Here is a 24,031-nt window from a genome sequence, read left to right as displayed (position 1 = left end):
CCTGTTAGGGCGCGGCTGGTAAGAGAGCCTTATAGGCGCATCAGAAAAACCTCCGGCTATGCCGGAGGATATTTATTTATTGCAGCACAGAGACTCAAATCATTCATAATGCGTCGAGGCAACTGAGTCCGGCATTTCTCGGGCATACTCAAATCTGTGACCAGATAGCGCTGATGCCGCCAACAAAGAAGCAGCTTGAAGCATAAAGTGTATATAATTCTGGAAAGCGTAACCCACGCTGTAATAATTTAATCCTCTGTGTAAATGTCGAGCCTGCCCTGACAACATAACGACAGGCTCCTGAAAAGGAGTGCTTTTTTTCATGTCCAGGTCGCTATTAACCAACGAAACCAGTGAACTTGATTTACTGGATCAACGTCCTTTCGAACAAACAGACTTCGATATTCTCAAATCATACGAAGCCGTTGTGGACGGGTTAGCGATGCTCATTGGTTCCCACTGCGAAATCGTTTTGCACTCCCTGCAGGATCTGAAATGTTCCGCCATTCGTATTGCTAACGGCGAACACACCGGACGTAAAATCGGTTCGCCGATTACTGACCTTGCATTGCGTATGCTGCATGATATGACCGGTGCGGATAGTAGCGTGTCCAAATGCTACTTCACGCGTGCGAAAAGCGGCGTTTTAATGAAATCGGTGACTATTGCTATTCGTAACCGCGATCATCGAGTCATTGGTCTGTTGTGTATCAACATGAACCTTGACGTGCCTTTCTCGCAAATCATGAGCACCTTTATTCCGCCAGAAACTCCGGATGCGGGTTCTTCTGTTAACTTTGCTTCTTCGGTAGAGGATCTGGTCACTCAGACTCTCGAGTTCACGATTGAAGAAGTGAATGCCGACCGTAACGTTTCCAATAACGCCAAGAATCGCCAAATCGTTCTGAATCTCTACGAAAAAGGTATCTTCGATATTAAAGATGCCATCAACCAGGTTGCGGATCGTTTGAATATCTCCAAGCACACCGTCTATCTGTACATTCGCCAGTTCAAGAGCGGTGATTTCTCAGGGCAGGAACGTTAATGCGTTTTGCCTTAATGGTCACCGGCCCGGCTTATGGTTCCCAGCAGGCGAGCAGCGCATATCAGTTTGCCTGCGCGTTACTGGAAAGTGGACATGAGCTGAGCTGTGTCTTTTTCTACCAGGACGGCGTCAGCAATGCGAATTTACTGACGTCTCCCGCCAGTGACGAGTTCGATCTCGTTCGCGCGTGGCAGCGTCTGCATGAGCAGCATCAGGTCGCATTGCATATCTGTGTTGCCGCAGCGTTGCGCCGGGGTGTTGTCGATGACACTGAGGCCGGGCAGCAAGGGTTGCCTTGCGCCAATCTCCAGGCGGGGTTTTCTCTCTCTGGCCTGGGTGCGCTGGCCGAAGCGGCATTAACCTGCGATCGCGTGGTGCAATTCTAATGAAACGTATCGCCTTTAACTTTACCTCTGCGCCGCATGGATCGGCAGCCGGACGTGAAGGCCTGGATGCGTTAATGGCCACGTCTGCGTTTACTGATGATATCGGCGTGTTTTTTATCGGTGACGGTGTTTTCCAACTGCTGGTAAATCAGCAACCGAACGTCATTTTGGCGCGCGATTACATCGCTACCTTTAAAGTTCTTCCTCTTTATGACATCGAAACCTGTTGGGTTTGTCAGGCGTCGCTGCGTGAGCGCGGCCTGAGTGAATCAACGCAATTTGTGTTGCCAGCGCAACTGCTGGAGCCGGATGCGCTTCGCGACCAACTGGATGGATACGATGTTGTTATGACGTTTTGAGGCGCTTATGTTGCACACTCTGGCTCATTCACCCTGGCAATGTGATATGGCGACGTTATTGCGTACCGTGCGCAGCGGGGACGATCTTTTATTGATTTCGGACGGCGTTATCGCTGCGCTGGAAGGGGGGCAATACCTTGAGTTGCTGCTAAATGCCCCCATAACGGTACATGTGCTGAAAGAAGACATTGATGCACGGGGTCTTTCTGGTCAAATTTCGAGCAGCGTCGTCAGGGTTGGCTATAATGATTTCGTTAGTCTGGCGGTAAAACACGAGACTCAGATGCGTTGGTGATACGGGATCGCTGTATATTTCTTGACACCTTTTAAGCACAGCCATAAAATTCTGCGTCCTCATATTATATGAGGACGATTTATTACGTGTTTACGAAGCAAAAGCTAAAACCAGGAGCTATTTAATGGCAACAGTTAACCAGCTGGTACGCAAACCACGTGCACGCAAAGTTGCGAAAAGCAACGTGCCTGCGCTGGAAGCATGCCCGCAAAAACGTGGCGTATGTACTCGTGTATATACTACCACTCCTAAAAAACCGAACTCCGCACTGCGTAAAGTATGTCGTGTTCGTCTGACTAACGGTTTTGAAGTGACTTCCTACATCGGTGGTGAAGGTCACAACCTGCAGGAGCACTCCGTGATCCTGATCCGTGGCGGTCGTGTAAAAGACCTCCCGGGTGTTCGTTACCACACTGTTCGTGGTGCGCTTGACTGCTCCGGTGTTAAAGACCGTAAGCAAGCACGCTCCAAGTACGGCGTGAAACGTCCTAAGGCTTAATGGTTCTCCGTTAAGTAAGGCCAAACGTTTTAAATTAATGTCAAACTAAACTCTTTGAGTTTTGGACAATCCTGAATTAACAACGGAGTATTTCCATGCCACGTCGTCGCGTCATTGGTCAGCGTAAAATCCTGCCGGATCCTAAGTTCGGATCAGAACTGCTGGCTAAATTTGTAAATATCCTGATGGTAGATGGTAAAAAATCTACTGCCGAATCTATCGTATACAGCGCGCTTGAGACCCTGGCTCAGCGTTCTGGTAAAAACGAACTGGAAGCATTCGAAGTCGCTCTCGAAAACGTGCGCCCGACTGTAGAAGTTAAGTCTCGCCGCGTTGGTGGTTCTACTTATCAGGTTCCAGTTGAAGTCCGTCCGGTCCGTCGTAATGCTCTGGCAATGCGTTGGATCGTTGAAGCTGCTCGTAAACGCGGTGATAAATCCATGGCTCTGCGCCTGGCGAACGAACTCTCTGATGCTGCAGACAACAAAGGTACTGCAGTTAAGAAACGTGAAGACGTTCACCGTATGGCAGAAGCCAACAAGGCGTTCGCACACTACCGTTGGTAATCCCTTCGGTATAGTCACCAGACGGGCGCTTCGGTGCCCGCTCTGGCTCACTTAATCTGAACGTCTAAAGCACTAAACGAGGAATAAAATGGCTCGTACAACACCCATCGCACGCTACCGTAACATTGGTATCAGTGCGCACATCGACGCCGGTAAAACCACGACTACCGAACGTATTCTGTTCTACACCGGTGTAAACCATAAAATCGGTGAAGTTCACGACGGCGCCGCTACCATGGACTGGATGGAGCAGGAGCAGGAACGTGGTATCACCATCACTTCCGCTGCGACTACTGCATTCTGGTCTGGTATGGCCAAACAGTATGAACCGCATCGCGTTAACATCATCGACACCCCGGGGCACGTTGACTTCACAATCGAAGTAGAACGTTCCATGCGTGTTCTTGATGGCGCGGTAATGGTTTACTGTGCAGTCGGTGGTGTTCAGCCGCAGTCTGAAACCGTATGGCGTCAGGCAAATAAATATAAAGTTCCGCGCATCGCGTTCGTTAACAAAATGGACCGTATGGGCGCTAACTTCCTGAAAGTTGTTGGTCAGATCAAATCCCGTCTGGGCGCGAACCCAGTTCCGCTGCAGCTGGCAATTGGCGCTGAAGAAGGTTTCACCGGTGTTGTTGACCTGGTGAAAATGAAAGCCATCAACTGGAACGATGCAGACCAGGGCGTTACCTTCGTTTACGAAGATATCCCGGCTGACATGCAGGACCTGGCTGAAGAATGGCACCAGAACCTGATCGAATCCGCAGCTGAAGCGTCTGAAGAGCTGATGGAAAAATACCTGGGCGGTGAAGAGCTGACCGAGGAAGAGATCAAGAAAGCGCTGCGTCAGCGTGTTCTGAACAACGAAATCATCCTAGTAACCTGTGGTTCTGCATTTAAGAACAAAGGTGTTCAGGCGATGCTGGATGCGGTAATTGATTACCTGCCTGCACCGACTGACGTACCGGCAATCAACGGTATGCTGGACGATGGTAAAGATACTCCGGCTGAGCGTCATGCTAGCGATGAAGAGCCGTTTGCTGCTCTGGCATTCAAAATCGCTACCGACCCGTTCGTAGGTAACCTGACGTTCTTCCGCGTTTACTCTGGCGTGGTTAACTCTGGTGATACCGTACTGAACTCCGTGAAAGCGGCTCGTGAACGTTTTGGTCGTATCGTGCAGATGCACGCGAACAAACGTGAAGAGATCAAAGAAGTTCGCGCGGGCGACATCGCTGCAGCTATCGGTCTGAAAGACGTGACCACTGGTGACACCCTGTGTAACCCGGATCACCCGATCATTCTGGAACGTATGGAATTCCCGGAACCGGTAATCTCCATCGCTGTAGAACCGAAAACCAAAGCTGACCAGGAAAAAATGGGTCTGGCTCTGGGCCGTCTGGCTAAAGAAGACCCGTCATTCCGCGTATGGACTGACGAAGAATCTAACCAGACCATCATCGCTGGTATGGGTGAACTGCACCTGGATATCATCGTTGACCGTATGAAACGTGAATTCAACGTTGAAGCGAACGTAGGTAAACCTCAGGTTGCTTACCGTGAAGCGATTCGTCAGAAAGTTACCGATGTTGAAGGTAAACACGCGAAACAGTCTGGTGGTCGTGGTCAGTACGGTCATGTTGTTATCGACATGTACCCGCTGGAGCCGGGCTCAAATCCGAAAGGTTACGAGTTCATCAACGACATTAAAGGTGGTGTAATTCCTGGCGAATACATCCCGGCCGTTGATAAAGGCATTCAGGAACAGCTGAAATCTGGTCCGCTGGCTGGTTACCCGGTAGTAGACATGGGTATTCGTCTGCACTTCGGTTCTTACCACGACGTTGACTCCTCTGAACTGGCGTTTAAACTGGCTGCGTCTATTGCCTTTAAAGAAGGCTTTAAGAAAGCAAAACCAGTTCTGCTTGAACCGATCATGAAGGTTGAAGTAGAGACTCCGGAAGAGAACACTGGTGACGTAATTGGTGACTTGAGCCGTCGTCGCGGTATGTTGCGCGGTCAGGAATCCGAAGTGACTGGCGTTAAGATCCACGCTGAAGTACCGCTGTCTGAAATGTTCGGATACGCAACTCAGCTGCGTTCTCTGACCAAAGGTCGCGCATCATACACTATGGAATTCCTGAAGTATGATGATGCCCCGAACAACGTTGCTCAGGCCGTAATCGAAGCCCGTGGTAAATAAGCCGCAGGGTTAAAACCAAAGTCCCGTGCTCTCTCCATAAGGGGAGGGCACTATAGTAAGGAATATAGCCGTGTCTAAAGAAAAATTTGAACGTACAAAACCGCACGTTAACGTCGGCACCATCGGCCACGTTGACCACGGTAAAACTACCCTGACTGCTGCAATCACTACCGTTCTGTCCAAAACTTACGGTGGCCAGGCTCGTGCATTCGATCAGATCGATAACGCGCCGGAAGAAAAAGCACGTGGTATCACCATCAACACCTCTCACGTTGAATACGATACCGCGATCCGCCACTACGCGCACGTAGACTGCCCGGGCCACGCCGACTATGTTAAAAACATGATCACCGGCGCTGCGCAGATGGACGGCGCGATCCTGGTTGTTGCTGCGACTGACGGCCCGATGCCGCAGACTCGTGAGCACATCCTGCTGGGTCGTCAGGTAGGCGTTCCGTACATCATCGTGTTCCTGAATAAATGTGACATGGTTGATGACGAAGAGCTGCTGGAACTGGTAGAAATGGAAGTTCGTGAACTTCTGTCTCAGTACGATTTCCCGGGCGACGACACCCCGATCGTTCGTGGTTCTGCTCTGAAAGCGCTGGAAGGCGAAGCTGAGTGGGAAGCGAAAATCATCGAACTGGCTGGCTACCTGGATTCTTACATTCCGGAACCAGAACGTGCGATTGACAAGCCGTTCCTGCTGCCGATCGAAGACGTATTCTCCATCTCCGGTCGTGGTACCGTTGTTACCGGTCGTGTAGAGCGCGGTATCATCAAAGTTGGCGAAGAAGTTGAAATCGTTGGTATCAAAGACACCGCTAAGTCTACCTGTACCGGCGTTGAAATGTTCCGCAAACTGCTGGACGAAGGCCGTGCTGGTGAGAACGTTGGTGTTCTGCTGCGTGGTATCAAACGTGAAGAAATCGAACGTGGTCAGGTACTGGCTAAGCCGGGCACCATCAAGCCGCACACCAAATTCGAATCTGAAGTTTATATACTGTCCAAAGATGAAGGCGGCCGTCATACTCCGTTCTTCAAAGGCTACCGTCCGCAGTTCTACTTCCGTACAACTGACGTGACTGGCACCATCGAACTGCCGGAAGGCGTTGAGATGGTAATGCCGGGCGACAACATCAAAATGGTTGTTACCCTGATCCACCCGATCGCGATGGACGACGGTCTGCGTTTCGCAATCCGTGAAGGCGGCCGTACTGTAGGCGCGGGCGTTGTAGCTAAAGTTCTGGGCTAATTACTCGTTAATTAGTTTCGAATTGAAAAGGGCGCTTTGGCGCCCTTTTTGCTGTCTGTCGATTGGCTGTTGTCATATTTTCTCGCATTATTTTGTTGTCATCCCGCCGCGCAAATAGCGTTGTGCTATTGTAATCATAACTATTCTCATTTACACTTTGCGCATAAATTGAACGGGAGTGATTATGTACGTTTGTTTGTGTAATGGTGTGAGTGATAAAAAAATTCGCCAGGCTGTACGCCAGTTTCACCCCCAATCTTTTCAGCAACTGCGTAAATTCATTCCTGTTGGAAATCAATGTGGTAAGTGTGTCTGTGCTGCTCGCGAAATAATGCAGGATGAGTTGCTGCAGATCCCGGAATATAAAGAAACCGCCTGAGCCTTCTGCTTTTTTTTGACTTCCCTGTAGCCCGATCTACGCTTCAATGAGTGGAAGCGGAGGGACTATATAATGAAAGGTGATGTCAAAGTTATAAATTATCTCAATAAGTTATTGGGAAACGAGCTTGTCGCAATCAACCAGTATTTTCTCCATGCGAGAATGTTCAAAAACTGGGGCCTGATGCGCCTTAATGATGTTGAATATCACGAATCCATCGATGAAATGAAACACGCCGATAAGTATATCGAGCGTATTTTGTTTCTTGAAGGCATTCCGAACCTGCAAGATCTAGGCAAACTTGGTATCGGCGAAGACGTCGAGGAGATGCTGCAGTCTGATTTACGACTGGAGCTGGATGGCGCGAAGGATTTGCGCGAGGCGATTGCCTACTCTGACAGCGTACATGACTACGTCAGCCGGGACATGATGATTGAAATTCTGGCCGACGAAGAAGGCCATATTGACTGGCTGGAAACCGAGCTGGATCTTATCGGTAAGCTTGGTTTGCAAAACTATCTCCAGTCGCAAATCAAAGTTGAAAGTTAACCATCGAAATAAAGCTCGTCTGGTAACCTGTAATCAAACCCGCACCCGCCAGAAATGGACCAAAGGGCAGCGGGTTTTTTATTGCCTGCGTATTTCGGGATTTGAGCGCAAGAAGACAAGTCAGGCACAACGCGAGCAATGCGGCAGAGAAGACCAGAATGGGTAACACTTCCCAACCGTGCCAGGCCCCCAGAGCTGCCAGAAATTTAACATCGCCATAGCCGAGTCCTTCCTGACCACGCAGGAGCCGGTACCCCCAATAGAGTGCAGCGAAGCCTGCGTATCCTGCGATGGCCCCCAATACCTTTTCCTGCAGCAGCATCGGATTGCACCAGCTAAAATACATCAGACCGGCCCACAGAAGAGGGCAGGTGAAACGGTCTGGTAACAGGCCCAGGCAGATGTCATTCCAGACCAGAAATGCGTTAAGTACCAGATAAATCGTAATAAAGAGAATTGTGCCTGCCATATAACCTCCGCATACTCGGCTGTTGCTAAGCGTCAGCGATCTGGACAACCAGCAAAAGAGGGAGTGGCACCATCTTGCGTGCTGGACCCAGGAAAAGATGACCTTCGTACACAGTGCTACAAATGATGTGCGAAGCCGCATGCACGGGCGTTTAATTTATAAACACCCCTTGCGTAAATGCCAGATTTACGTATAATGCGCGGGCTTGTCGTAATTGACGGCTGGTTCGATATGAACCCTGACAGCGCATTTAGTTGTCAAACAATGTTCCCAATAGGGGAACTATGTAAGAACGGTTACACTCTCCCATCAATCGTAATGGGTTTGAGGAGTAATCATTTCGTCTATAAAATAATTGGAGCTCTGGTCTCATGCAGAACCAAAGAATCCGTATCCGCCTTAAAGCGTTTGATCATCGTCTGATCGATCAATCAACCGCGGAAATCGTCGAGACTGCTAAGCGCACTGGTGCGCAAGTCCGTGGTCCGATCCCGCTGCCGACCCGCAAAGAGCGCTTCACCGTTCTGATTTCCCCGCACGTCAACAAAGACGCGCGCGATCAGTACGAAATCCGCACTCACAAGCGTCTGGTTGACATCGTTGAGCCAACTGAAAAAACCGTTGATGCTCTGATGCGTCTGGATCTGGCTGCCGGTGTAGACGTGCAGATCAGCCTGGGTTAATCAGGTCATCGAGCGATTGAGAGGTTGAAACAATGATTGGTTTAGTCGGTAAAAAAGTGGGCATGACCCGCATCTTCACTGAAGATGGCGTATCTATCCCAGTAACCGTAATCGAAGTTGAAGCAAACCGCGTTACTCAGGTTAAAGATCTGGCTAACGATGGCTACCGCGCTATTCAGGTTACCACCGGTGCTAAAAAAGCTAACCGTGTAACCAAGCCGGAAGCAGGTCACTTCGCTAAAGCTGGCGTAGAAGCTGGCCGTGGTCTGTGGGAATTCCGTCTTGCTGACGGCGAAGAATTCACCGTAGGTCAGGACATTAGCGTTGAGCTGTTTGCTGAAGTCAAAAAAGTTGACGTAACCGGTACCTCTAAAGGTAAAGGTTTTGCTGGTACCGTTAAGCGCTGGAACTTCCGTACCCAGGACGCTACTCACGGTAACTCCTTGTCTCACCGCGTTCCGGGTTCTATCGGTCAGAACCAGACTCCGGGCAAAGTGTTCAAAGGCAAGAAAATGGCAGGTCAGCTGGGTAACGAACGTGTCACTGTTCAGAGCCTGGACGTAGTACGTGTTGACGCTGAGCGCAACCTGCTGCTGGTTAAAGGTGCGGTCCCGGGTGCAACCGGTAGCGACCTGATCGTTAAACCAGCTGTGAAGGCGTAAGGGGATAGCAATGGAATTAGTATTGAAAGACGCGCAGAGCGCGCTGACTGTTTCCGAAACTACCTTCGGTCGTGATTTTAACGAAGCGCTGGTACACCAGGTTGTTGTTGCTTATGCAGCTGGTGCACGTCAGGGTTCTCGTGCTCAGAAGACTCGTGCTGAAGTAACTGGTTCCGGCAAAAAGCCGTGGCGCCAGAAAGGTACCGGCCGTGCGCGTTCAGGTTCTATCAAGAGCCCGATCTGGCGTTCCGGTGGCGTGACCTTCGCTGCTCGCCCGCAGGACCACAGTCAAAAAGTTAACAAAAAGATGTACCGCGGCGCGCTGAAAAGCATCCTGTCCGAACTGGTACGTCAGGATCGTCTGATCGTTGTCGAATCTTTCTCTGTTGAAGCACCGAAAACCAAGCTGCTGGCACAGAAACTGAAAGACATGGCTCTGGAAGATGTGCTGATCATCACCGGTGAGCTGGACGAGAACCTGTTCCTGGCTGCGCGCAACCTGCATAAGGTTGACGTACGCGATGCAACTGGTATCGACCCGGTTAGCCTGATCGCCTTCGACAAAGTCGTAATGACTGCTGATGCTGTTAAGCAAGTTGAGGAGATGCTGGCATGATTCGTGAAGAACGTCTGCTGAAGGTGCTGCGTGCACCGCACGTTTCTGAAAAAGCGTCTACTGCGATGGAAAAAACCAACACCATCGTTCTCAAAGTTGCTAAAGACGCGACCAAAGCAGAAATCAAAGCTGCTGTGCAGAAACTGTTTGAAGTCGAAGTCGAAGTCGTTAACACCCTGGTAGTTAAAGGGAAAGTTAAACGTCACGGACAGCGTATCGGTCGTCGTAGCGACTGGAAAAAAGCTTACGTCACCCTGAAAGAAGGCCAGAATCTGGACTTCGTTGGCGGCGCTGAGTAAGTCGGAGGAGTAATACAATGGCAGTTGTTAAATGTAAACCGACATCTCCGGGTCGTCGCCACGTTGTTAAAGTGGTTAACCCTGAGCTGCACAAGGGCAAACCGTTTGCTCCGTTGCTGGAAAAAAACAGCAAATCCGGTGGTCGTAACAACAATGGCCGTATCACCACTCGTCACATCGGTGGTGGCCACAAGCAGGCTTATCGTATTGTTGACTTCAAACGCAACAAAGACGGTATCCCGGCAATTGTTGAGCGTCTTGAGTACGATCCGAACCGTTCCGCGAACATCGCGCTGGTTCTGTACAAAGATGGCGAACGCCGTTACATCTTGGCCCCTAAAGGCCTGAAAGCTGGCGACCAGATTCAGTCTGGCGTTGATGCTGCAATCAAAGCAGGCAACACCCTGCCGATGCGCAATATCCCGGTTGGTTCTACCGTTCATAACGTAGAAATGAAACCAGGTAAAGGCGGTCAGCTGGCACGTTCCGCTGGTACTTACGTTCAGATCGTTGCTCGTGATGGTGCTTATGTCACCCTGCGTCTGCGTTCTGGTGAAATGCGTAAAGTCGAAGCAGACTGCCGCGCTACTCTGGGCGAAGTTGGCAATGCTGAGCATATGCTGCGCGTTCTGGGTAAAGCAGGTGCTGCACGCTGGCGTGGTGTTCGTCCTACCGTTCGCGGTACTGCGATGAACCCAGTCGATCACCCACATGGTGGTGGTGAAGGTCGTAACTTTGGTAAGCACCCGGTAACTCCGTGGGGCGTTCAGACCAAAGGTAAGAAGACCCGCAGCAACAAGCGTACTGATAAATTTATCGTACGTCGCCGTAGCAAATAATTTTAGAGGATAAGCCATGCCACGTTCTCTCAAGAAAGGTCCTTTTATTGACCTGCACTTGCTGAAGAAGGTAGAGAAAGCGGTGGAAAGCGGAGACAAGAAGCCCCTGCGCACTTGGTCCCGTCGTTCAACGATCTTTCCTAACATGATCGGTTTGACCATCGCTGTCCATAATGGTCGTCAGCACGTTCCGGTATTTGTTTCCGACGAAATGGTCGGTCACAAACTGGGTGAATTCGCACCGACTCGTACTTATCGCGGCCATGCTGCTGATAAAAAAGCGAAGAAGAAATAAGGTAGGAGGAAGAGATGGAAACTTTAGCTCAACATCGCCATGCTCGTTCTTCTGCTCAGAAGGTTCGCCTTGTTGCTGACCTGATTCGCGGTAAGAAAGTGTCGCAGGCCCTGGATATTCTGACCTACACCAATAAGAAAGCGGCTGTACTGGTCAAGAAAGTTCTGGAATCTGCCATTGCTAACGCTGAACACAACGATGGCGCTGACATTGATGATCTGAAAGTCGCGAAAATTTTCGTAGACGAAGGCCCAAGCATGAAGCGCATTATGCCGCGTGCTAAAGGTCGTGCAGATCGCATCCTGAAGCGCACCAGCCACATTACTGTGGTTGTGTCCGATCGCTGAGACTCTGGAGACTAGCAATGGGTCAGAAAGTACATCCTAATGGTATTCGCCTGGGTATTGTCAAACCTTGGAACTCTACCTGGTTCGCGAACACCAAAGAATTCGCTGACAACCTGGACAGCGATTTTAAAGTACGCCAGTACCTGACTAAGGAACTGGCTAAAGCGTCCGTATCTCGTATCGTTATCGAGCGTCCGGCTAAGAGCATCCGTGTGACCATTCACACCGCTCGCCCGGGTATCGTTATCGGTAAGAAAGGCGAAGACGTAGAAAAACTGCGCAAGGTCGTAGCGGATATCGCTGGCGTTCCTGCTCAGATCAATATCGCCGAAGTTCGTAAACCTGAACTGGACGCAAAACTGGTTGCTGACAGCATCACTTCTCAGCTGGAACGTCGCGTTATGTTCCGTCGTGCTATGAAGCGTGCTGTACAGAACGCAATGCGTCTGGGCGCTAAAGGTATCAAAGTTGAAGTTAGCGGCCGTCTGGGCGGCGCGGAAATCGCACGTACCGAATGGTACCGCGAAGGTCGTGTTCCGCTGCACACTCTGCGTGCTGACATTGACTACAACACCTCCGAAGCGCACACCACTTACGGTGTAATCGGCGTAAAAGTGTGGATCTTCAAAGGCGAGATCCTTGGTGGTATGGCTGCTGTTGAACAACCGGAAAAACCGGCTGCACAACCGAAAAAGCAGCAGCGTAAAGGCCGTAAATAAGGAGCGTCGCTGATGTTACAACCAAAGCGTACAAAATTCCGTAAGGTGCACAAAGGCCGCAACCGTGGTCTGGCGCAGGGCACGGATGTGAGCTTCGGCACTTACGGTCTGAAAGCTGTTGGCCGTGGTCGTCTGACCGCTCGTCAAATCGAAGCAGCACGTCGTGCCATGACTCGTGCAGTTAAGCGTCAGGGTAAGATCTGGATCCGTGTATTCCCGGACAAACCGATCACCGAGAAGCCGCTGGAAGTTCGTATGGGTAAAGGTAAAGGTAACGTGGAGTATTGGGTTGCCTTGATTCAGCCGGGTAAAGTCCTGTATGAAATGGACGGCGTTCCGGAAGAGCTGGCCCGTGAAGCCTTCGAGCTGGCAGCAGCAAAACTGCCGATTAAAACCACCTTTGTAACTAAGACGGTGATGTAATGAAAGCAAATGAGCTGCGTGAAAAAAGCGTTGAAGAGCTGAACGCTGAGCTGCTGAACCTGCTGCGTGAGCAGTTCAACCTGCGCATGCAGGCTGCAAGTGGCCAGCTGCAACAGACTCACCTGCTGAAGCAAGTGCGTCGTGATGTTGCACGCGTTAAGACTTTACTGACTCAGAAGGCGGGTGCGTAATGACCGATAAAATCCGTACTCTGCAAGGTCGCGTAGTTAGCGACAAAATGGAGAAATCCATTGTTGTTGCTATCGAACGTTTTGTGAAACACCCGATCTACGGTAAATTCATCAAGCGTACGACCAAACTGCACGTACATGACGAGAACAACGAATGCGGTATCGGCGACAAAGTTGAAATCGCTGAGTGCCGTCCGCTGTCCAAGACTAAGTCCTGGACGCTGGTTCGCGTTGTAGAGAAAGCGGTTCTGTAATACAGTACGCATTCTCACTAATAAACGGTCCAGCGATGGACCGTTTATTTTTTCTACCCATATCTAAGAAGCGGTGTTATAATGCCGCGCCCCCGATATGGGGCTTTTTTAACGACCCGTTTTTAGGGTCTCAGTAGTAGTTGACATTAGCGGAGCACTAAAATGATCCAAGAACAGACTATGCTGACCGTCGCCGACAACTCCGGTGCACGTCGCGTAATGTGTATCAAGGTTCTGGGTGGCTCGCACCGTCGCTACGCAGGCGTAGGCGACATCATCAAGATCACCATCAAAGAAGCAATTCCGCGTGGTAAGGTCAAAAAAGGTGATGTGCTGAAGGCGGTAGTGGTGCGCACCAAGAAGGGTGTTCGTCGCCCGGACGGTTCTGTCATTCGCTTCGATGGTAATGCATGCGTTATTTTAAACAATAACAGCGAGCAGCCTATCGGTACGCGTATTTTTGGGCCGGTAACCCGTGAACTTCGCAACGAGAAGTTCATGAAAATTATCTCTCTGGCACCAGAAGTACTCTAAGGAGCGAATCATGGCAGCGAAAATCCGTCGTGATGACGAAGTTATCGTGTTAACCGGTAAAGATAAAGGTAAACGCGGTAAAGTTAAGAATGTCCTGTCTTCCGGCAAGGTCATTGTTGAAGGTATTAACCTGGTTAAGAAACATCAGAAGCCGGTTCCGGCCCTGAACCAACCAGGTGGCATTGTTGAGAAAGAAGCAGCTATTCAGATCTCTAACATTGCACTCTTCAATGCGGCAACCGGCAAGGCTGACCGTGTAGGCTTTAGATTCGAAGAAGGCAAAAAAGTCCGTTTCTTCAAGTCTAACAGCGAAACTATCAAGTAATTTGGAGTAGTACGATGGCGAAACTGCATGATTACTACAAAGACGAAGTAGTTAACAAACTCATGACTGAGTTTAGCTACAATTCTGTCATGCAAGTCCCTCGGGTCGAGAAGATCACCCTGAACATGGGTGTTGGTGAAGCGATCGCTGACAAGAAACTGCTGGATAACGCAGCAGCTGACCTGGCAGCAATCTCCGGTCAAAAACCGTTGATCACCAAAGCACGCAAATCTGTTGCAGGCTTCAAAATCCGTCAGGGCTATCCGATCGGCTGTAAAGTAACTCTGCGTGGCGAACGCATGTGGGAGTTCTTTGAGCGCCTGATCACTATTGCTGTACCGCGTATCCGTGACTTCCGTGGCTTGTCCGCTAAGTCTTTCGACGGTCGTGGCAACTACAGCATGGGTGTCCGTGAGCAGATCATTTTCCCAGAAATCGACTACGATAAAGTCGACCGCGTGCGTGGTTTGGATATTACCATTACCACTACTGCGAAATCTGACGAAGAAGGCCGTGCTCTGCTGGCTGCCTTTGACTTCCCGTTCCGCAAGTAAGGTAGGGTTACTTAATGGCTAAGCAATCAATGAAAGCACGCGAAGTAAAGCGCGTAGCTTTAGCTGATAAATTCTTCGCTAAACGCGCTGAACTGAAAGCTATCATCTCTGATGTGAACGCAACCGACGAAGATCGTTGGAATGCCGTTCTCAAGCTGCAGACTCTGCCGCGTGATTCCAGCCCGTCTCGTCAGCGTAATCGCTGCCGTCAAACTGGTCGTCCGCACGCTTTCCTGCGGAAGTTCGGGTTGAGCCGTATTAAGGTCCGTGAAGCCGCTATGCGCGGTGAAATCCCGGGTCTGAAAAAGGCTAGCTGGTAATTGTCACCAATTGAATCACGGGAGTAAAGACAGATGAGCATGCAAGATCCGATCGCGGATATGCTGACCCGTATCCGTAACGGTCAGGCCGCGAACAAAGCTGCGGTCACCATGCCTTCCTCCAAGCTGAAAGTGGCAATTGCCAACGTGCTGAAGGAAGAAGGTTTTATTGAAGATTTCAAAATCGAAGGCGACACCAAGCCTGAACTGGAAGTAGCTCTTAAATACTTCCAGGGCAAAGCTGTTGTAGAAAGCATTCAGCGTGTCAGCCGCCCAGGTCTGCGCATCTATAAGAAAAAAGATGAGCTGCCGAAAGTTATGGGTGGTCTGGGTATTGCAGTTGTTTCTACCTCTAAAGGTGTTATGACTGATCGTGCAGCGCGCCAGGCTGGTCTTGGTGGCGAAATTATCTGCTACGTAGCCTAATCGGAGGAAAAAATGTCTCGTGTTGCTAAAGCACCGGTCGTTATTCCTGCCGGCGTTGATGTAAAACTCAACGGTCAGGTTATTACGATCAAAGGTAAAAACGGCGAGCTGACTCGTACTCTCAACGATGCTGTTGAAGTGAAACATGCAGATAACGCTCTGACTTTCGGTCCGCGTGATGGTTACGCAGACGGTTGGGCTCAGGCTGGTACCGCGCGTGCCCTGCTGAACTCAATGGTTATCGGTGTTACCGAAGGCTTCACTAAGAAGCTACAGCTGGTTGGTGTAGGTTACCGTGCAGCGGTTAAAGGGAATGCAGTAAACCTGGCTTTAGGTTTCTCTCACCCTGTTGACCATCAGCTGCCGGCTGGCATCACTGCAGAGTGCCCGACTCAAACTGAAATCGTGCTGAAAGGCGCTGATAAACAGTTGATCGGTCAGGTTGCAGCTGATCTGCGCGCCTACCGTCGTCCTGAGCCTTATAAAGGCAAGGGTGTTCGTTACGCCGACGAAGTCGTGCGTACCAAAGAGGCTAAGAAGAAGTAAGGTAACACTATGGATAAGAAATCTGCTCGTATCCGTCGTGCGACCCGCGCACGCCGCAAGCTCAAAGAGCTGGGTGCAACTCGCCTGGTGGTACATCGTACCCCGCGTCATATTTACGCACAGGTAATTGCACCGAACGGTTCTGAAGTTCTGGTAGCTGCTTCTACTGTAGAAAAAGCTATCGCTGAACAACTGAAGTACACCGGTAACAAAGACGCGGCTGCAGCTGTGGGTAAAGCTGTCGCTGAACGCGCTCTGGAAAAAGGCATCAAAGATGTGTCCTTTGACCGTTCCGGGTTCCAATATCATGGTCGTGTCCAGGCACTGGCAGATGCTGCCCGTGAAGCTGGCCTTCAGTTCTAAGGTAGAGGTGTAAGATGGCTCACATCGAAAAACAAGCTGGCGAACTGCAGGAAAAGCTGATCGCGGTTAACCGCGTATCTAAAACCGTTAAAGGTGGTCGTATTTTCTCCTTCACAGCTCTGACTGTAGTTGGTGACGGTAACGGTCGCGTTGGTTTTGGTTACGGTAAAGCGCGTGAAGTTCCAGCAGCGATCCAGAAAGCGATGGAAAAAGCCCGTCGCAATATGATTAACGTCGCGCTGAACCACGGCACCCTGCAGCACCCGGTTAAGGGTACTCACACGGGTTCTCGTGTATTCATGCAGCCGGCTTCCGAAGGTACCGGTATCATCGCCGGTGGTGCAATGCGCGCCGTCCTGGAAGTCGCTGGGGTTCATAACGTTCTGGCTAAAGCATATGGTTCCACCAACCCGATCAACGTGGTTCGTGCAACTATTGATGGCCTGGAAAATATGAATTCTCCAGAAATGGTCGCTGCCAAGCGTGGTAAATCCGTTGAAGAAATTCTGGGGAAATAAACCATGGCAAAGACTATTAAAATTACTCAAACCCGCAGTGCAATCGGTCGTCTGCCGAAACACAAGGCAACGCTGCTTGGCCTGGGTCTGCGTCGTATTGGTCACACCGTAGAGCGCGAGGATACTCCTGCTGTTCGTGGTATGGTCAACGCGGTTTCCTTCATGGTTAAAGTTGAGGAGTAAGAGATGCGTTTAAATACTCTGTCTCCGGCCGAAGGCTCCAAAAAGGCGGGTAAACGCCTGGGTCGTGGTATCGGTTCTGGCCTCGGTAAAACCGGTGGTCGTGGTCACAAAGGTCAGAACTCTCGTTCTGGCGGTGGCGTACGTCGCGGTTTCGAGGGTGGTCAGATGCCACTGTACCGTCGTCTGCCGAAATTCGGTTTCACTTCTCGTAAAGCAATGATCACTGCAGAGATCCGTCTCTCTGATCTGGTTAAAGTAGAAGGCGACGTAGTTGACCTGAACACGCTGAAAGCAGCAAACATTATCGGTATTCAGATCGAGTTCGCGAAAGTGATCCTGTCTGGTGAAGTATCTACTCCGGTAACTGTTCGCGGCCTGCGTGTTACTAAAGGCGCTCGTGCTGCTATCGAAGCTGCTGGCGGTAAAATCGAGGAATAAGTAGCAGATGGCTAAACAACCGGGATTAGATTTTCAAAGTGCCAAAGGTGGCTTAGGCGAGCTGAAACGCAGACTGTTGTTTGTTATCGGTGCGCTTATTGTGTTCCGTATTGGCTCTTTTATTCCGATCCCTGGTATTGATGCCGCTGTACTTGCCAAACTGCTTGAGCAACAGCGAGGCACCATCATTGAGATGTTCAACATGTTCTCTGGTGGTGCTCTCAGCCGTGCTTCTATCTTCGCTCTGGGTATCATGCCGTATATTTCGGCATCAATTATTATCCAGCTGCTGACGGTCGTTCATCCGGCCCTGGCAGAACTGAAGAAAGAAGGGGAATCTGGTCGTCGTAAGATTAGCCAGTACACCCGTTACGGCACTCTGGTGCTGGCGATATTCCAGGCAACCGGTATTGCTACCGGTTTGCCGAATATGCCTGGTATGCAGGGCTTGGTGATTAATCCGGGCTTTGCATTCTATTTCACTGCTGTTGTAAGTCTGGTTACAGGGACGATGTTCCTGATGTGGCTCGGCGAACAGATTACTGAGCGTGGTATCGGTAACGGTATCTCAATCATTATCTTCGCTGGTATCGTTGCGGGACTCCCGCCAGCCATTGCCCATACTATCGAGCAAGCGCGTCAAGGCGACCTGCACTTCCTCCTGTTGCTGTTGGTTGCAGTATTAGTATTTGCAGTGACGTTCTTTGTTGTATTCGTTGAACGTGGTCAACGCCGCATTGTGGTAAACTACGCTAAACGCCAGCAGGGGCGTCGTGTCTATGCTGCTCAGAGCACACATTTGCCGCTGAAAGTGAATATGGCGGGGGTAATCCCGGCAATCTTCGCTTCCAGTATTATTCTGTTCCCGGCGACCATCGCGTCATGGTTTGGGGGCGGTACTGGTTGGAACTGGCTGACAACAATTTCGCTGTATTTGCAGCCTGGACAACCGCTTTATGTGTTACTCTATGCGTCTGCAATCATCTTCTTCTGTTTCTTCTACACGGCGTTGGTTTTCAACCCGCGTGAAACAGCAGATAACCTGAAGAAGTCCGGTGCATTTGTACCAGGAATTCGTCCGGGAGAGCAAACGGCGAAGTATATCGATAAAGTAATGACTCGCCTGACTCTGATTGGTGCGTTGTATATTACCTTTATCTGCCTGATCCCGGAGTTCATGCGTGATGCAATGAAAGTGCCGTTCTACTTCGGTGGGACCTCGCTGCTTATCGTTGTTGTCGTGATTATGGACTTTATGGCTCAAGTGCAAACTCTGATGATGTCAAGTCAGTACGAGTCTGCATTGAAGAAGGCGAACCTGAAAGGCTACGGCCGTTAATGGTCGCCCGAGAAGTTACGGAGAGTAAAAATGAAAGTTCGTGCTTCCGTCAAGAAATTATGCCGTAACTGCAAAATCGTTAAGCGTGATGGTGTTATCCGTGTGATTTGCAGTGCCGAGCCGAAGCATAAACAGCGCCAAGGCTGATTATTTCGCATATTTTTCTTGCAAAGTTGGGTTGAGCTGGCTAGATTAGCCAGCCAATCTTTTGTATGTCTGTACGTTTCCATTTGAGTATCCTGAAAACGGGCTTTTCAGCATGGTGCGTACAAGTAAAATTATAGGAGTGCATAGTGGCCCGTATAGCAGGCATTAACATTCCTGATCAAAAACATGCCGTGATCGCATTAACTTCGATCTATGGCGTCGGCAAGACCCGTTCCAAAGCCATTCTGGCTGCAGCGGGTATCGCTGAAGATGTTAAGATCAGTGAGCTGTCTGAAGAACAAATCGACACGCTGCGTGACGAAGTTGCCAAATTTGTCGTTGAAGGTGATCTGCGCCGTGAAATCAGCATGAGCATCAAGCGCCTGATGGATCTTGGTTGCTATCGCGGTTTGCGTCATCGTCGTGGTCTCCCGGTTCGCGGTCAGCGTACCAAGACCAACGCACGTACCCGTAAGGGTCCGCGCAAACCGATCAAGAAATAATCGGGGTGATTGAATAATGGCAAAGGCACCAATTCGTGCACGTAAACGTGTAAGAAAACAAGTCTCTGACGGCGTGGCTCATATCCATGCTTCTTTCAACAACACCATCGTTACTATTACTGATCGTCAGGGTAACGCATTGGGTTGGGCAACAGCCGGTGGTTCCGGTTTCCGTGGTTCTCGCAAATCCACTCCGTTTGCAGCTCAGGTTGCAGCAGAGCGTTGTGCAGAAGCCGTTAAAGAATACGGCATCAAGAATCTGGAAGTTATGGTCAAAGGTCCGGGTCCGGGTCGCGAATCTACTATTCGTGCTCTGAACGCCGCTGGTTTCCGCATCACTAATATTACTGATGTGACTCCGATCCCTCATAACGGTTGTCGTCCGCCGAAAAAACGTCGCGTATAACGCGCTCGTTTTCTAGGATTGTTGGAGAAAGAAAATGGCAAGATATTTGGGTCCTAAGCTCAAGCTGAGCCGTCGTGAGGGCACCGACTTATTCCTTAAGTCTGGCGTTCGCGCGATCGATACCAAGTGTAAAATTGAACAAGCTCCTGGCCAGCACGGTGCGCGTAAACCGCGTCTGTCTGACTACGGTGTGCAGTTGCGTGAAAAGCAAAAAGTTCGCCGTATCTACGGTGTGCTGGAGCGTCAGTTCCGTAACTACTACAAAGAAGCAGCACGTCTGAAAGGCAACACCGGTGAAAACCTGTTGGCTCTGCTGGAAGGTCGTCTGGACAACGTTGTATACCGTATGGGCTTCGGCGCCACTCGTGCAGAAGCACGCCAGCTGGTTAGCCACAAGGCTATCATGGTAAACGGTCGTGTTGTTAACATCGCTTCTTATCAGGTTAGTCCGAATGACGTTGTTAGCATTCGTGAGAAAGCGAAAAAGCAGTCTCGCGTGAAAGCCGCTCTGGAGCTGGCTGAGCAGCGTGAAAAGCCAACCTGGCTGGAAGTTGATGCTGGCAAGATGGAAGGTACGTACAAGCGTAAGCCTGAGCGTTCTGATCTGTCTGCGGACATTAACGAACACCTGATCGTCGAGCTTTACTCCAAGTAAAGCTTAGTACCAAAGAGAGGACACAATGCAGGGTTCTGTGACAGAGTTTCTAAAACCGCGCCTGGTAGATATCGAGCAAGTGAGTTCGACGCACGCCAAGGTGACCCTTGAGCCTTTAGAGCGTGGCTTTGGCCATACTCTGGGTAACGCACTGCGCCGTATTCTGCTCTCATCGATGCCGGGTTGCGCGGTGACCGAGGTTGAGATTGATGGTGTACTTCATGAGTACAGCACCAAAGAAGGCGTTCAGGAAGATATCCTGGAAATCCTGCTCAACCTGAAAGGGCTGGCGGTGAGAGTTCAGGGGAAAGATGATGTTATTCTTACTCTGAATAAATCTGGCATTGGCCCTGTGACTGCAGCCGACATCACCCACGACGGTGATGTCGAAATCGTCAAGCCGCAGCACGTGATCTGCCACCTGACCGATGAGAACGCGTCTATTAGCATGCGTATCAAAGTTCAGCGCGGTCGTGGTTATGTGCCGGCTTCTGCCCGAATTCATTCGGAAGAAGATGAGCGCCCAATCGGCCGTCTGCTGGTCGACGCATGCTACAGCCCTGTAGAGCGTATCGCCTACAATGTTGAAGCAGCGCGTGTAGAACAGCGTACCGACCTGGACAAGCTGGTCATCGAAATGGAAACCAATGGCACAATCGATCCTGAAGAGGCGATTCGTCGTGCGGCAACCATTCTGGCTGAACAACTGGAAGCTTTCGTTGACTTACGTGATGTACGTCAGCCGGAAGTTAAAGAAGAGAAACCAGAATTCGATCCGATCCTGCTGCGCCCTGTTGACGATCTCGAATTGACTGTCCGCTCTGCTAACTGCCTCAAGGCAGAAGCTATCCACTATATCGGTGATCTGGTACAGCGTACCGAGGTTGAGTTGCTGAAAACGCCGAACCTGGGTAAAAAATCTCTTACCGAGATTAAAGATGTGCTGGCCTCACGTGGTCTGTCTCTGGGCATGCGCCTGGAAAACTGGCCGCCGGCAAGCATTGCTGACGAGTAACCGGATCACAGGTTAAGGTTTTACTGAGAAGGATAAGGTCATGCGCCATCGTAAGAGTGGTCGTCAACTGAACCGCAACAGCAGCCATCGCCAGGCTATGTTCCGTAACATGGCTGGTTCGCTGGTTCGTCATGAGATCATCAAGACGACCCTGCCGAAAGCGAAAGAACTGCGTCGCGTAGTTGAGCCGCTGATTACTCTTGCCAAGACTGATAGCGTAGCTAATCGTCGTCTGGCATTCGCCCGCACTCGTGATAACGAGATCGTGGCAAAACTGTTTAACGAGCTGGGCCCGCGTTTCGCGAGCCGTGCCGGTGGTTACACTCGTATTCTGAAGTGTGGCTTCCGTGCAGGCGACAACGCGCCGATGGCATACATCGAGCTGGTTGATCGTTCTGAATCGAAAGCAGAAGCTGCTGCAGAGTAATCTGTAGTAACGTAAAAAAACCCGCTTCGGCGGGTTTTTTTATATCCGCAGTATCCCCACTTCCCTACAATGTCAGTATCTTTTTTGTCCATCCCCTGGAGGTAGTATGTGGTTACTTGACCAGTGGGCAGAGCGTCATATCCTGAATGCACAGCAAAAAGGTGAATTTGAGCATCTGGCGGGCACGGGAAAACCGCTTGTTCTGGATGATGATTCCCATGTACCTCCCGAGCTACGTGCGGGATTCCGTTTACTCAAAAATGCCGGCTGTCTTCCCCCCGAACTGGAATACCGCAAAGAGGCCATTGCTCTGGCTGACTTGCTGGATGGAATACATGAGGATCATCCGGACTATCATGCCCTAAGCCGAAGATTGACTCTTCTTGAATTGAAACTGAGGCAGGCCGGATTAAGCTCGGAGTTTCTTCGCGGTGAGTACACGGAAAAATTAATACTGAAATTAGATGAGGAATAGAGATGTTTCGTATTGGAGAATTAGCCAAACTGGCTGATGTTACCCCGGATACCATTCGCTACTACGAAAAGCAGCAGATGATGGATCACGAAATCAGGACAGAAGGCGGCTTTCGACTCTATTCGGATAATGATTTGCAGCGTCTGAAATTTATCCGCCACGCCCGCCAGCTCGGATTTACGCTCGAATCGATCCGTGAATTACTCTCTATCCGTATCGATCCGGAACACCACACTTGCCAGGAGTCTAAGAGCATTGTTCAGGCGCGATTGAGCGAAGTTGAGGCAAGAATTCAGGAGTTACAGAGTATGCAGCGTTCTCTGCAGAAGCTGAATGATGCCTGCTGCGGCAGTGCACACAGCAGTGTTTATTGTTCAATACTCGAAGCGCTTGAACAAGGTGCTGGCAGTGCTCCTGAGGGGCATTGATTTTTGTTGTCTGTAAGCCTACACTTGCGCCGTTTTAAACCACAATCTGGAGAAATTATGAGCCACTATCAGCATAAGAAAGGGCAAATTAACGATAACGCCATTGAGGCATTGCTTCATGACCCACTGTTCAGACAGCGTGTTGAGAAGAATAAGAAAGGGAAAAGAAGTTATTTACGCAAGGACAAGCATGACAAGAAAGGTAACTGGGAGGCCAGTGGCAAGCAAGCGAATCGCTTATTTACCACTGGCCTTCTGCTTAAAGCAGCTTAATCAGGGGCGATTGTTTTGTTGTTTCAACAGATCGCGAATTTCTGTTAGCAGTACTTCTTCATTGCTTGGTGCCGGCGGTGCTTTAGGTTCATCTTCCTGTTTACGTTTGAGTCGATTAATCAGTTTAATCGCCATGAAAATAGCAAACGCGACAATGATAAAATCAAAAATATTCTGGATGAAGACACCGTAATGCATGACGACTGCCGGGACGTCGCCCTGTGCATCGCGCAAAGTAAGAGCAAACTGCTTAAAGTCTATTCCACCAATCAGTAACCCCAGTGGTGGCATAATAATGTCAGCGACCAGCGATGACACAATTTTGCCGAATGCCGCCCCAATAATGACACCCACTGCCAAATCAACTACGTTTCCCCGCATCGCGAATTCGCGGAATTCTTTTATCAGGCTCATGCTCTTCTCCTTGTGCTGTCAGACAGACTAAGTCTAACAAATGTATTATCGATTTCCATTGAGGGTAAGCGTCTCATACATACCGTATTGACTTATAATGGCAATATGCAGCAACTCAGAACCGTACAGACTTACTATTCCGTACTTTCTGATGGGAAAAAACACCTTAAAATTCAGGTTTAAAACCACAACTACATATCATTACCCTGGCGGTGATTGAATATCCCGGTGTTTCAGTCAGGTATTCGCACTTCATGACATTGTTTATCCGCCATGAGCTGGTATTTTAAAATAAAAATGCCCCGCTTTCTGGCAGGGCATTCTTTTAAGTCACTTACAGTTTTTATGTCAGTCCCTGCTTTGCAGGAGAAAACGGTAAATCAGGCCGCCAAGAACGCCGCCTGCAAGC

General features: G+C 50.1%; 43 protein-coding genes. 41 read left to right on the top strand and 2 right to left on the bottom strand.

All coding sequences use genetic code 11. From position 1 onward, the window contains the following. Window positions 1–322: 322 nt before the first annotated feature. The 10 genes from ACSZPU_RS11750 (at window position 323) to bfr (ending at window position 7,536) form a co-directional block, all read left to right on the top strand. Window positions 323–1,045: a helix-turn-helix transcriptional regulator gene (locus ACSZPU_RS11750; RefSeq protein ID WP_498998820.1), complete on the top strand. Its 723-nt coding sequence runs from the start codon at window positions 323–325 to the stop codon at window positions 1,043–1,045. Then, window positions 1,045–1,431 (top strand): sulfurtransferase complex subunit TusD, encoded by a 387-nt coding sequence (gene tusD, locus ACSZPU_RS11745; RefSeq protein WP_498998817.1) that lies wholly within the window; start codon window positions 1,045–1,047, stop codon window positions 1,429–1,431. Before ACSZPU_RS11750 ends, tusD begins: the two co-directional genes overlap by 1 nt. Then, window positions 1,431–1,790 (top strand): sulfurtransferase complex subunit TusC, encoded by a 360-nt coding sequence (gene tusC, locus ACSZPU_RS11740; RefSeq protein WP_498998815.1) that lies wholly within the window; start codon window positions 1,431–1,433, stop codon window positions 1,788–1,790. Before tusD ends, tusC begins: the two co-directional genes overlap by 1 nt. Window positions 1,791–1,797: 7 nt before the next feature. Beyond that, window positions 1,798–2,085, top strand: coding sequence for a sulfurtransferase complex subunit TusB (tusB, locus tag ACSZPU_RS11735; protein WP_498998813.1), 288 nt, complete (start codon window positions 1,798–1,800; stop codon window positions 2,083–2,085). A 124-nt stretch (window positions 2,086–2,209) separates the two neighbouring features. After that, window positions 2,210–2,584: a 30S ribosomal protein S12 gene (rpsL, locus tag ACSZPU_RS11730; protein ID WP_000246815.1), complete on the top strand. Its 375-nt coding sequence runs from the start codon at window positions 2,210–2,212 to the stop codon at window positions 2,582–2,584. Window positions 2,585–2,679: 95 nt separating this feature from the next. After that, window positions 2,680–3,150 (top strand): 30S ribosomal protein S7, encoded by a 471-nt coding sequence (rpsG, locus tag ACSZPU_RS11725; RefSeq protein ID WP_035894363.1) that lies wholly within the window; start codon window positions 2,680–2,682, stop codon window positions 3,148–3,150. Window positions 3,151–3,238: 88 nt separating this feature from the next. Beyond that, a complete protein-coding gene (fusA, locus tag ACSZPU_RS11720; protein WP_498998807.1) occupies window positions 3,239–5,353 on the top strand; it encodes an elongation factor G in 2,115 nt (704 codons plus the stop codon). A 70-nt stretch (window positions 5,354–5,423) separates the two neighbouring features. After that, window positions 5,424–6,608, top strand: a complete 1,185-nt coding sequence (tuf, locus tag ACSZPU_RS11715) for an elongation factor Tu (RefSeq protein WP_498998806.1) — start codon at window positions 5,424–5,426, stop codon at window positions 6,606–6,608. Window positions 6,609–6,792: 184 nt separating this feature from the next. Next, window positions 6,793–6,987, top strand: coding sequence for a bacterioferritin-associated ferredoxin (gene bfd / locus ACSZPU_RS11710; protein WP_498998804.1), 195 nt, complete (start codon window positions 6,793–6,795; stop codon window positions 6,985–6,987). Window positions 6,988–7,059: 72 nt separating this feature from the next. Beyond that, complete coding sequence (gene bfr, locus ACSZPU_RS11705; RefSeq protein ID WP_498998802.1) at window positions 7,060–7,536, top strand: bacterioferritin; 477 nt, start codon at window positions 7,060–7,062, stop codon at window positions 7,534–7,536. On the opposite strand, the gene ACSZPU_RS11700 is transcribed toward bfr, so the two are convergent. Further along, the gene (locus tag ACSZPU_RS11700) at window positions 7,520–8,005 is read right to left on the bottom strand and encodes a prepilin peptidase (protein ID WP_498998799.1); all 486 of its coding nucleotides are present in this window, start codon (window positions 8,003–8,005) and stop codon (window positions 7,520–7,522) included. The genes bfr and ACSZPU_RS11700 overlap by 17 nt on opposite strands. Before the next feature lie 371 nt (window positions 8,006–8,376). Between ACSZPU_RS11700 and rpsJ the strand changes: the two genes are divergently transcribed. The 31 genes from rpsJ to ACSZPU_RS11545 all read left to right on the top strand — a co-directional run bounded on the left by rpsJ (window position 8,377) and on the right by ACSZPU_RS11545 (window position 23,208). After that, entirely contained in the window at window positions 8,377–8,688 is a 312-nt protein-coding gene (gene rpsJ, locus ACSZPU_RS11695) for a 30S ribosomal protein S10 (RefSeq protein WP_001181005.1), read from the top strand. A gap of 32 nt (window positions 8,689–8,720) precedes the next feature. After that, window positions 8,721–9,350, top strand: coding sequence for a 50S ribosomal protein L3 (gene rplC / locus ACSZPU_RS11690; RefSeq protein WP_017460069.1), 630 nt, complete (start codon window positions 8,721–8,723; stop codon window positions 9,348–9,350). 10 nt (window positions 9,351–9,360) lie between these two features. Beyond that, entirely contained in the window at window positions 9,361–9,966 is a 606-nt protein-coding gene (gene rplD, locus ACSZPU_RS11685; protein WP_039076812.1) for a 50S ribosomal protein L4, read from the top strand. Continuing rightward, window positions 9,963–10,265, top strand: coding sequence for a 50S ribosomal protein L23 (gene rplW, locus ACSZPU_RS11680; RefSeq protein ID WP_000617546.1), 303 nt, complete (start codon window positions 9,963–9,965; stop codon window positions 10,263–10,265). The genes rplD and rplW overlap by 4 nt, the downstream gene beginning before the upstream one ends. A 17-nt stretch (window positions 10,266–10,282) precedes the next feature. Further along, window positions 10,283–11,104 carry a 50S ribosomal protein L2 gene (gene rplB / locus ACSZPU_RS11675; protein ID WP_248239223.1) on the top strand — a complete coding sequence of 274 codons (822 nt, stop codon included), beginning with the start codon at window positions 10,283–10,285 and terminating at the stop codon, window positions 11,102–11,104. Window positions 11,105–11,120: 16 nt separating this feature from the next. Then, entirely contained in the window at window positions 11,121–11,399 is a 279-nt protein-coding gene (rpsS, locus tag ACSZPU_RS11670; protein ID WP_001138115.1) for a 30S ribosomal protein S19, read from the top strand. A gap of 14 nt (window positions 11,400–11,413) precedes the next feature. Further along, window positions 11,414–11,746 carry a 50S ribosomal protein L22 gene (gene rplV / locus ACSZPU_RS11665; protein ID WP_002919773.1) on the top strand — a complete coding sequence of 111 codons (333 nt, stop codon included), beginning with the start codon at window positions 11,414–11,416 and terminating at the stop codon, window positions 11,744–11,746. A 17-nt stretch (window positions 11,747–11,763) separates the two neighbouring features. After that, entirely contained in the window at window positions 11,764–12,465 is a 702-nt protein-coding gene (gene rpsC / locus ACSZPU_RS11660) for a 30S ribosomal protein S3 (RefSeq protein WP_000529945.1), read from the top strand. Between the two features lie 12 nt (window positions 12,466–12,477). Beyond that, window positions 12,478–12,888, top strand: coding sequence for a 50S ribosomal protein L16 (rplP, locus tag ACSZPU_RS11655; RefSeq protein WP_007369814.1), 411 nt, complete (start codon window positions 12,478–12,480; stop codon window positions 12,886–12,888). Further along, entirely contained in the window at window positions 12,888–13,079 is a 192-nt protein-coding gene (rpmC, locus tag ACSZPU_RS11650) for a 50S ribosomal protein L29 (RefSeq protein ID WP_032614707.1), read from the top strand. Before rplP ends, rpmC begins: the two co-directional genes overlap by 1 nt. Further along, window positions 13,079–13,333, top strand: coding sequence for a 30S ribosomal protein S17 (gene rpsQ, locus ACSZPU_RS11645; protein ID WP_498998780.1), 255 nt, complete (start codon window positions 13,079–13,081; stop codon window positions 13,331–13,333). The genes rpmC and rpsQ overlap by 1 nt, the downstream gene beginning before the upstream one ends. A gap of 162 nt (window positions 13,334–13,495) precedes the next feature. Beyond that, window positions 13,496–13,867 carry a 50S ribosomal protein L14 gene (rplN, locus tag ACSZPU_RS11640; RefSeq protein WP_008457164.1) on the top strand — a complete coding sequence of 124 codons (372 nt, stop codon included), beginning with the start codon at window positions 13,496–13,498 and terminating at the stop codon, window positions 13,865–13,867. A gap of 10 nt (window positions 13,868–13,877) precedes the next feature. Further along, the gene (gene rplX / locus ACSZPU_RS11635) at window positions 13,878–14,192 is read left to right on the top strand and encodes a 50S ribosomal protein L24 (protein ID WP_498998778.1); all 315 of its coding nucleotides are present in this window, start codon (window positions 13,878–13,880) and stop codon (window positions 14,190–14,192) included. Window positions 14,193–14,206: 14 nt separating this feature from the next. After that, window positions 14,207–14,746, top strand: a complete 540-nt coding sequence (gene rplE, locus ACSZPU_RS11630; protein WP_023479410.1) for a 50S ribosomal protein L5 — start codon at window positions 14,207–14,209, stop codon at window positions 14,744–14,746. A gap of 14 nt (window positions 14,747–14,760) precedes the next feature. After that, complete coding sequence (gene rpsN / locus ACSZPU_RS11625) at window positions 14,761–15,066, top strand: 30S ribosomal protein S14 (RefSeq protein ID WP_039076814.1); 306 nt, start codon at window positions 14,761–14,763, stop codon at window positions 15,064–15,066. Window positions 15,067–15,099: 33 nt separating this feature from the next. Next, entirely contained in the window at window positions 15,100–15,492 is a 393-nt protein-coding gene (gene rpsH, locus ACSZPU_RS11620) for a 30S ribosomal protein S8 (RefSeq protein ID WP_039076815.1), read from the top strand. A gap of 12 nt (window positions 15,493–15,504) precedes the next feature. Further along, window positions 15,505–16,038 (top strand): 50S ribosomal protein L6, encoded by a 534-nt coding sequence (rplF, locus tag ACSZPU_RS11615; protein WP_039076816.1) that lies wholly within the window; start codon window positions 15,505–15,507, stop codon window positions 16,036–16,038. 9 nt (window positions 16,039–16,047) lie between these two features. Further along, window positions 16,048–16,401: a 50S ribosomal protein L18 gene (gene rplR / locus ACSZPU_RS11610; RefSeq protein ID WP_000358956.1), complete on the top strand. Its 354-nt coding sequence runs from the start codon at window positions 16,048–16,050 to the stop codon at window positions 16,399–16,401. Window positions 16,402–16,415: 14 nt separating this feature from the next. Then, window positions 16,416–16,919 (top strand): 30S ribosomal protein S5, encoded by a 504-nt coding sequence (rpsE, locus tag ACSZPU_RS11605; RefSeq protein WP_039076818.1) that lies wholly within the window; start codon window positions 16,416–16,418, stop codon window positions 16,917–16,919. 3 nt (window positions 16,920–16,922) lie between these two features. Beyond that, entirely contained in the window at window positions 16,923–17,102 is a 180-nt protein-coding gene (gene rpmD, locus ACSZPU_RS11600; protein WP_001140434.1) for a 50S ribosomal protein L30, read from the top strand. Window positions 17,103–17,105: 3 nt separating this feature from the next. Continuing rightward, a complete protein-coding gene (gene rplO / locus ACSZPU_RS11595; protein WP_498998768.1) occupies window positions 17,106–17,540 on the top strand; it encodes a 50S ribosomal protein L15 in 435 nt (144 codons plus the stop codon). Between the two features lie 7 nt (window positions 17,541–17,547). Next, window positions 17,548–18,879, top strand: coding sequence for a preprotein translocase subunit SecY (gene secY, locus ACSZPU_RS11590; RefSeq protein ID WP_039076820.1), 1,332 nt, complete (start codon window positions 17,548–17,550; stop codon window positions 18,877–18,879). A 30-nt stretch (window positions 18,880–18,909) separates the two neighbouring features. Further along, the gene (gene rpmJ / locus ACSZPU_RS11585) at window positions 18,910–19,026 is read left to right on the top strand and encodes a 50S ribosomal protein L36 (protein WP_000868187.1); all 117 of its coding nucleotides are present in this window, start codon (window positions 18,910–18,912) and stop codon (window positions 19,024–19,026) included. Window positions 19,027–19,172: 146 nt separating this feature from the next. Next, entirely contained in the window at window positions 19,173–19,529 is a 357-nt protein-coding gene (gene rpsM, locus ACSZPU_RS11580; protein WP_003863308.1) for a 30S ribosomal protein S13, read from the top strand. Window positions 19,530–19,545: 16 nt separating this feature from the next. Beyond that, window positions 19,546–19,935 (top strand): 30S ribosomal protein S11, encoded by a 390-nt coding sequence (gene rpsK, locus ACSZPU_RS11575; RefSeq protein ID WP_002919257.1) that lies wholly within the window; start codon window positions 19,546–19,548, stop codon window positions 19,933–19,935. A gap of 34 nt (window positions 19,936–19,969) precedes the next feature. After that, window positions 19,970–20,590, top strand: a complete 621-nt coding sequence (rpsD, locus tag ACSZPU_RS11570) for a 30S ribosomal protein S4 (RefSeq protein WP_000135226.1) — start codon at window positions 19,970–19,972, stop codon at window positions 20,588–20,590. Between the two features lie 25 nt (window positions 20,591–20,615). Further along, window positions 20,616–21,605 carry a DNA-directed RNA polymerase subunit alpha gene (locus tag ACSZPU_RS11565; protein ID WP_034461761.1) on the top strand — a complete coding sequence of 330 codons (990 nt, stop codon included), beginning with the start codon at window positions 20,616–20,618 and terminating at the stop codon, window positions 21,603–21,605. Window positions 21,606–21,645: 40 nt separating this feature from the next. Then, window positions 21,646–22,032, top strand: a complete 387-nt coding sequence (rplQ, locus tag ACSZPU_RS11560; protein WP_001216372.1) for a 50S ribosomal protein L17 — start codon at window positions 21,646–21,648, stop codon at window positions 22,030–22,032. A gap of 106 nt (window positions 22,033–22,138) precedes the next feature. Then, window positions 22,139–22,507, top strand: a complete 369-nt coding sequence (locus ACSZPU_RS11555) for a DnaJ family domain-containing protein (RefSeq protein WP_498998752.1) — start codon at window positions 22,139–22,141, stop codon at window positions 22,505–22,507. A gap of 2 nt (window positions 22,508–22,509) precedes the next feature. Next, a complete protein-coding gene (gene zntR, locus ACSZPU_RS11550) occupies window positions 22,510–22,935 on the top strand; it encodes a Zn(2+)-responsive transcriptional regulator (RefSeq protein WP_498998749.1) in 426 nt (141 codons plus the stop codon). A gap of 57 nt (window positions 22,936–22,992) precedes the next feature. Then, window positions 22,993–23,208 (top strand): alternative ribosome-rescue factor A, encoded by a 216-nt coding sequence (locus ACSZPU_RS11545; protein ID WP_498998747.1) that lies wholly within the window; start codon window positions 22,993–22,995, stop codon window positions 23,206–23,208. Here ACSZPU_RS11545 and mscL read toward each other — a convergent pair whose 3' ends face one another. Continuing rightward, a complete protein-coding gene (gene mscL / locus ACSZPU_RS11540; RefSeq protein ID WP_498998744.1) occupies window positions 23,209–23,622 on the bottom strand; it encodes a large-conductance mechanosensitive channel protein MscL in 414 nt (137 codons plus the stop codon). Window positions 23,623–24,031 lie beyond the last annotated feature (409 nt).

Source organism: Phytobacter sp. V69, from assembly GCF_965644215.1.
GTDB lineage: Bacteria > Pseudomonadota > Gammaproteobacteria > Enterobacterales > Enterobacteriaceae > Phytobacter.
This window is presented reverse-complemented; position numbering and strand designations above follow the sequence as displayed.

What these genes read in the sequence shown, in the direction of transcription:
- ACSZPU_RS11750 (WP_498998820.1), top strand. Translation starts at nt 323, where the DNA reads ATGTCCAGGTCGCTATTAACCAACGAAACCAGTGAACTTGATTTACTG.
- tusD (WP_498998817.1), top strand. Translation starts at nt 1,045, where the DNA reads ATGCGTTTTGCCTTAATGGTCACCGGCCCGGCTTATGGTTCCCAGCAG.
- tusC (WP_498998815.1), top strand. Translation starts at nt 1,431, where the DNA reads ATGAAACGTATCGCCTTTAACTTTACCTCTGCGCCGCATGGATCGGCA.
- tusB (WP_498998813.1), top strand. Translation starts at nt 1,798, where the DNA reads ATGTTGCACACTCTGGCTCATTCACCCTGGCAATGTGATATGGCGACG.
- rpsL (WP_000246815.1), top strand. Translation starts at nt 2,210, where the DNA reads ATGGCAACAGTTAACCAGCTGGTACGCAAACCACGTGCACGCAAAGTT.
- rpsG (WP_035894363.1), top strand. Translation starts at nt 2,680, where the DNA reads ATGCCACGTCGTCGCGTCATTGGTCAGCGTAAAATCCTGCCGGATCCT.
- fusA (WP_498998807.1), top strand. Translation starts at nt 3,239, where the DNA reads ATGGCTCGTACAACACCCATCGCACGCTACCGTAACATTGGTATCAGT.
- bfd (WP_498998804.1), top strand. Translation starts at nt 6,793, where the DNA reads ATGTACGTTTGTTTGTGTAATGGTGTGAGTGATAAAAAAATTCGCCAG.
- bfr (WP_498998802.1), top strand. Translation starts at nt 7,060, where the DNA reads ATGAAAGGTGATGTCAAAGTTATAAATTATCTCAATAAGTTATTGGGA.
- ACSZPU_RS11700 (WP_498998799.1), bottom strand. Translation starts at nt 8,005, where the DNA reads ATGGCAGGCACAATTCTCTTTATTACGATTTATCTGGTACTTAACGCA.
- rpsJ (WP_001181005.1), top strand. Translation starts at nt 8,377, where the DNA reads ATGCAGAACCAAAGAATCCGTATCCGCCTTAAAGCGTTTGATCATCGT.
- rplC (WP_017460069.1), top strand. Translation starts at nt 8,721, where the DNA reads ATGATTGGTTTAGTCGGTAAAAAAGTGGGCATGACCCGCATCTTCACT.
- rplD (WP_039076812.1), top strand. Translation starts at nt 9,361, where the DNA reads ATGGAATTAGTATTGAAAGACGCGCAGAGCGCGCTGACTGTTTCCGAA.
- rplW (WP_000617546.1), top strand. Translation starts at nt 9,963, where the DNA reads ATGATTCGTGAAGAACGTCTGCTGAAGGTGCTGCGTGCACCGCACGTT.
- rplB (WP_248239223.1), top strand. Translation starts at nt 10,283, where the DNA reads ATGGCAGTTGTTAAATGTAAACCGACATCTCCGGGTCGTCGCCACGTT.
- rpsS (WP_001138115.1), top strand. Translation starts at nt 11,121, where the DNA reads ATGCCACGTTCTCTCAAGAAAGGTCCTTTTATTGACCTGCACTTGCTG.
- rplV (WP_002919773.1), top strand. Translation starts at nt 11,414, where the DNA reads ATGGAAACTTTAGCTCAACATCGCCATGCTCGTTCTTCTGCTCAGAAG.
- rpsC (WP_000529945.1), top strand. Translation starts at nt 11,764, where the DNA reads ATGGGTCAGAAAGTACATCCTAATGGTATTCGCCTGGGTATTGTCAAA.
- rplP (WP_007369814.1), top strand. Translation starts at nt 12,478, where the DNA reads ATGTTACAACCAAAGCGTACAAAATTCCGTAAGGTGCACAAAGGCCGC.
- rpmC (WP_032614707.1), top strand. Translation starts at nt 12,888, where the DNA reads ATGAAAGCAAATGAGCTGCGTGAAAAAAGCGTTGAAGAGCTGAACGCT.
- rpsQ (WP_498998780.1), top strand. Translation starts at nt 13,079, where the DNA reads ATGACCGATAAAATCCGTACTCTGCAAGGTCGCGTAGTTAGCGACAAA.
- rplN (WP_008457164.1), top strand. Translation starts at nt 13,496, where the DNA reads ATGATCCAAGAACAGACTATGCTGACCGTCGCCGACAACTCCGGTGCA.
- rplX (WP_498998778.1), top strand. Translation starts at nt 13,878, where the DNA reads ATGGCAGCGAAAATCCGTCGTGATGACGAAGTTATCGTGTTAACCGGT.
- rplE (WP_023479410.1), top strand. Translation starts at nt 14,207, where the DNA reads ATGGCGAAACTGCATGATTACTACAAAGACGAAGTAGTTAACAAACTC.
- rpsN (WP_039076814.1), top strand. Translation starts at nt 14,761, where the DNA reads ATGGCTAAGCAATCAATGAAAGCACGCGAAGTAAAGCGCGTAGCTTTA.
- rpsH (WP_039076815.1), top strand. Translation starts at nt 15,100, where the DNA reads ATGAGCATGCAAGATCCGATCGCGGATATGCTGACCCGTATCCGTAAC.
- rplF (WP_039076816.1), top strand. Translation starts at nt 15,505, where the DNA reads ATGTCTCGTGTTGCTAAAGCACCGGTCGTTATTCCTGCCGGCGTTGAT.
- rplR (WP_000358956.1), top strand. Translation starts at nt 16,048, where the DNA reads ATGGATAAGAAATCTGCTCGTATCCGTCGTGCGACCCGCGCACGCCGC.
- rpsE (WP_039076818.1), top strand. Translation starts at nt 16,416, where the DNA reads ATGGCTCACATCGAAAAACAAGCTGGCGAACTGCAGGAAAAGCTGATC.
- rpmD (WP_001140434.1), top strand. Translation starts at nt 16,923, where the DNA reads ATGGCAAAGACTATTAAAATTACTCAAACCCGCAGTGCAATCGGTCGT.
- rplO (WP_498998768.1), top strand. Translation starts at nt 17,106, where the DNA reads ATGCGTTTAAATACTCTGTCTCCGGCCGAAGGCTCCAAAAAGGCGGGT.
- secY (WP_039076820.1), top strand. Translation starts at nt 17,548, where the DNA reads ATGGCTAAACAACCGGGATTAGATTTTCAAAGTGCCAAAGGTGGCTTA.
- rpmJ (WP_000868187.1), top strand. Translation starts at nt 18,910, where the DNA reads ATGAAAGTTCGTGCTTCCGTCAAGAAATTATGCCGTAACTGCAAAATC.
- rpsK (WP_002919257.1), top strand. Translation starts at nt 19,546, where the DNA reads ATGGCAAAGGCACCAATTCGTGCACGTAAACGTGTAAGAAAACAAGTC.
- rpsD (WP_000135226.1), top strand. Translation starts at nt 19,970, where the DNA reads ATGGCAAGATATTTGGGTCCTAAGCTCAAGCTGAGCCGTCGTGAGGGC.
- ACSZPU_RS11565 (WP_034461761.1), top strand. Translation starts at nt 20,616, where the DNA reads ATGCAGGGTTCTGTGACAGAGTTTCTAAAACCGCGCCTGGTAGATATC.
- rplQ (WP_001216372.1), top strand. Translation starts at nt 21,646, where the DNA reads ATGCGCCATCGTAAGAGTGGTCGTCAACTGAACCGCAACAGCAGCCAT.
- ACSZPU_RS11555 (WP_498998752.1), top strand. Translation starts at nt 22,139, where the DNA reads ATGTGGTTACTTGACCAGTGGGCAGAGCGTCATATCCTGAATGCACAG.
- zntR (WP_498998749.1), top strand. Translation starts at nt 22,510, where the DNA reads ATGTTTCGTATTGGAGAATTAGCCAAACTGGCTGATGTTACCCCGGAT.
- ACSZPU_RS11545 (WP_498998747.1), top strand. Translation starts at nt 22,993, where the DNA reads ATGAGCCACTATCAGCATAAGAAAGGGCAAATTAACGATAACGCCATT.
- mscL (WP_498998744.1), bottom strand. Translation starts at nt 23,622, where the DNA reads ATGAGCCTGATAAAAGAATTCCGCGAATTCGCGATGCGGGGAAACGTA.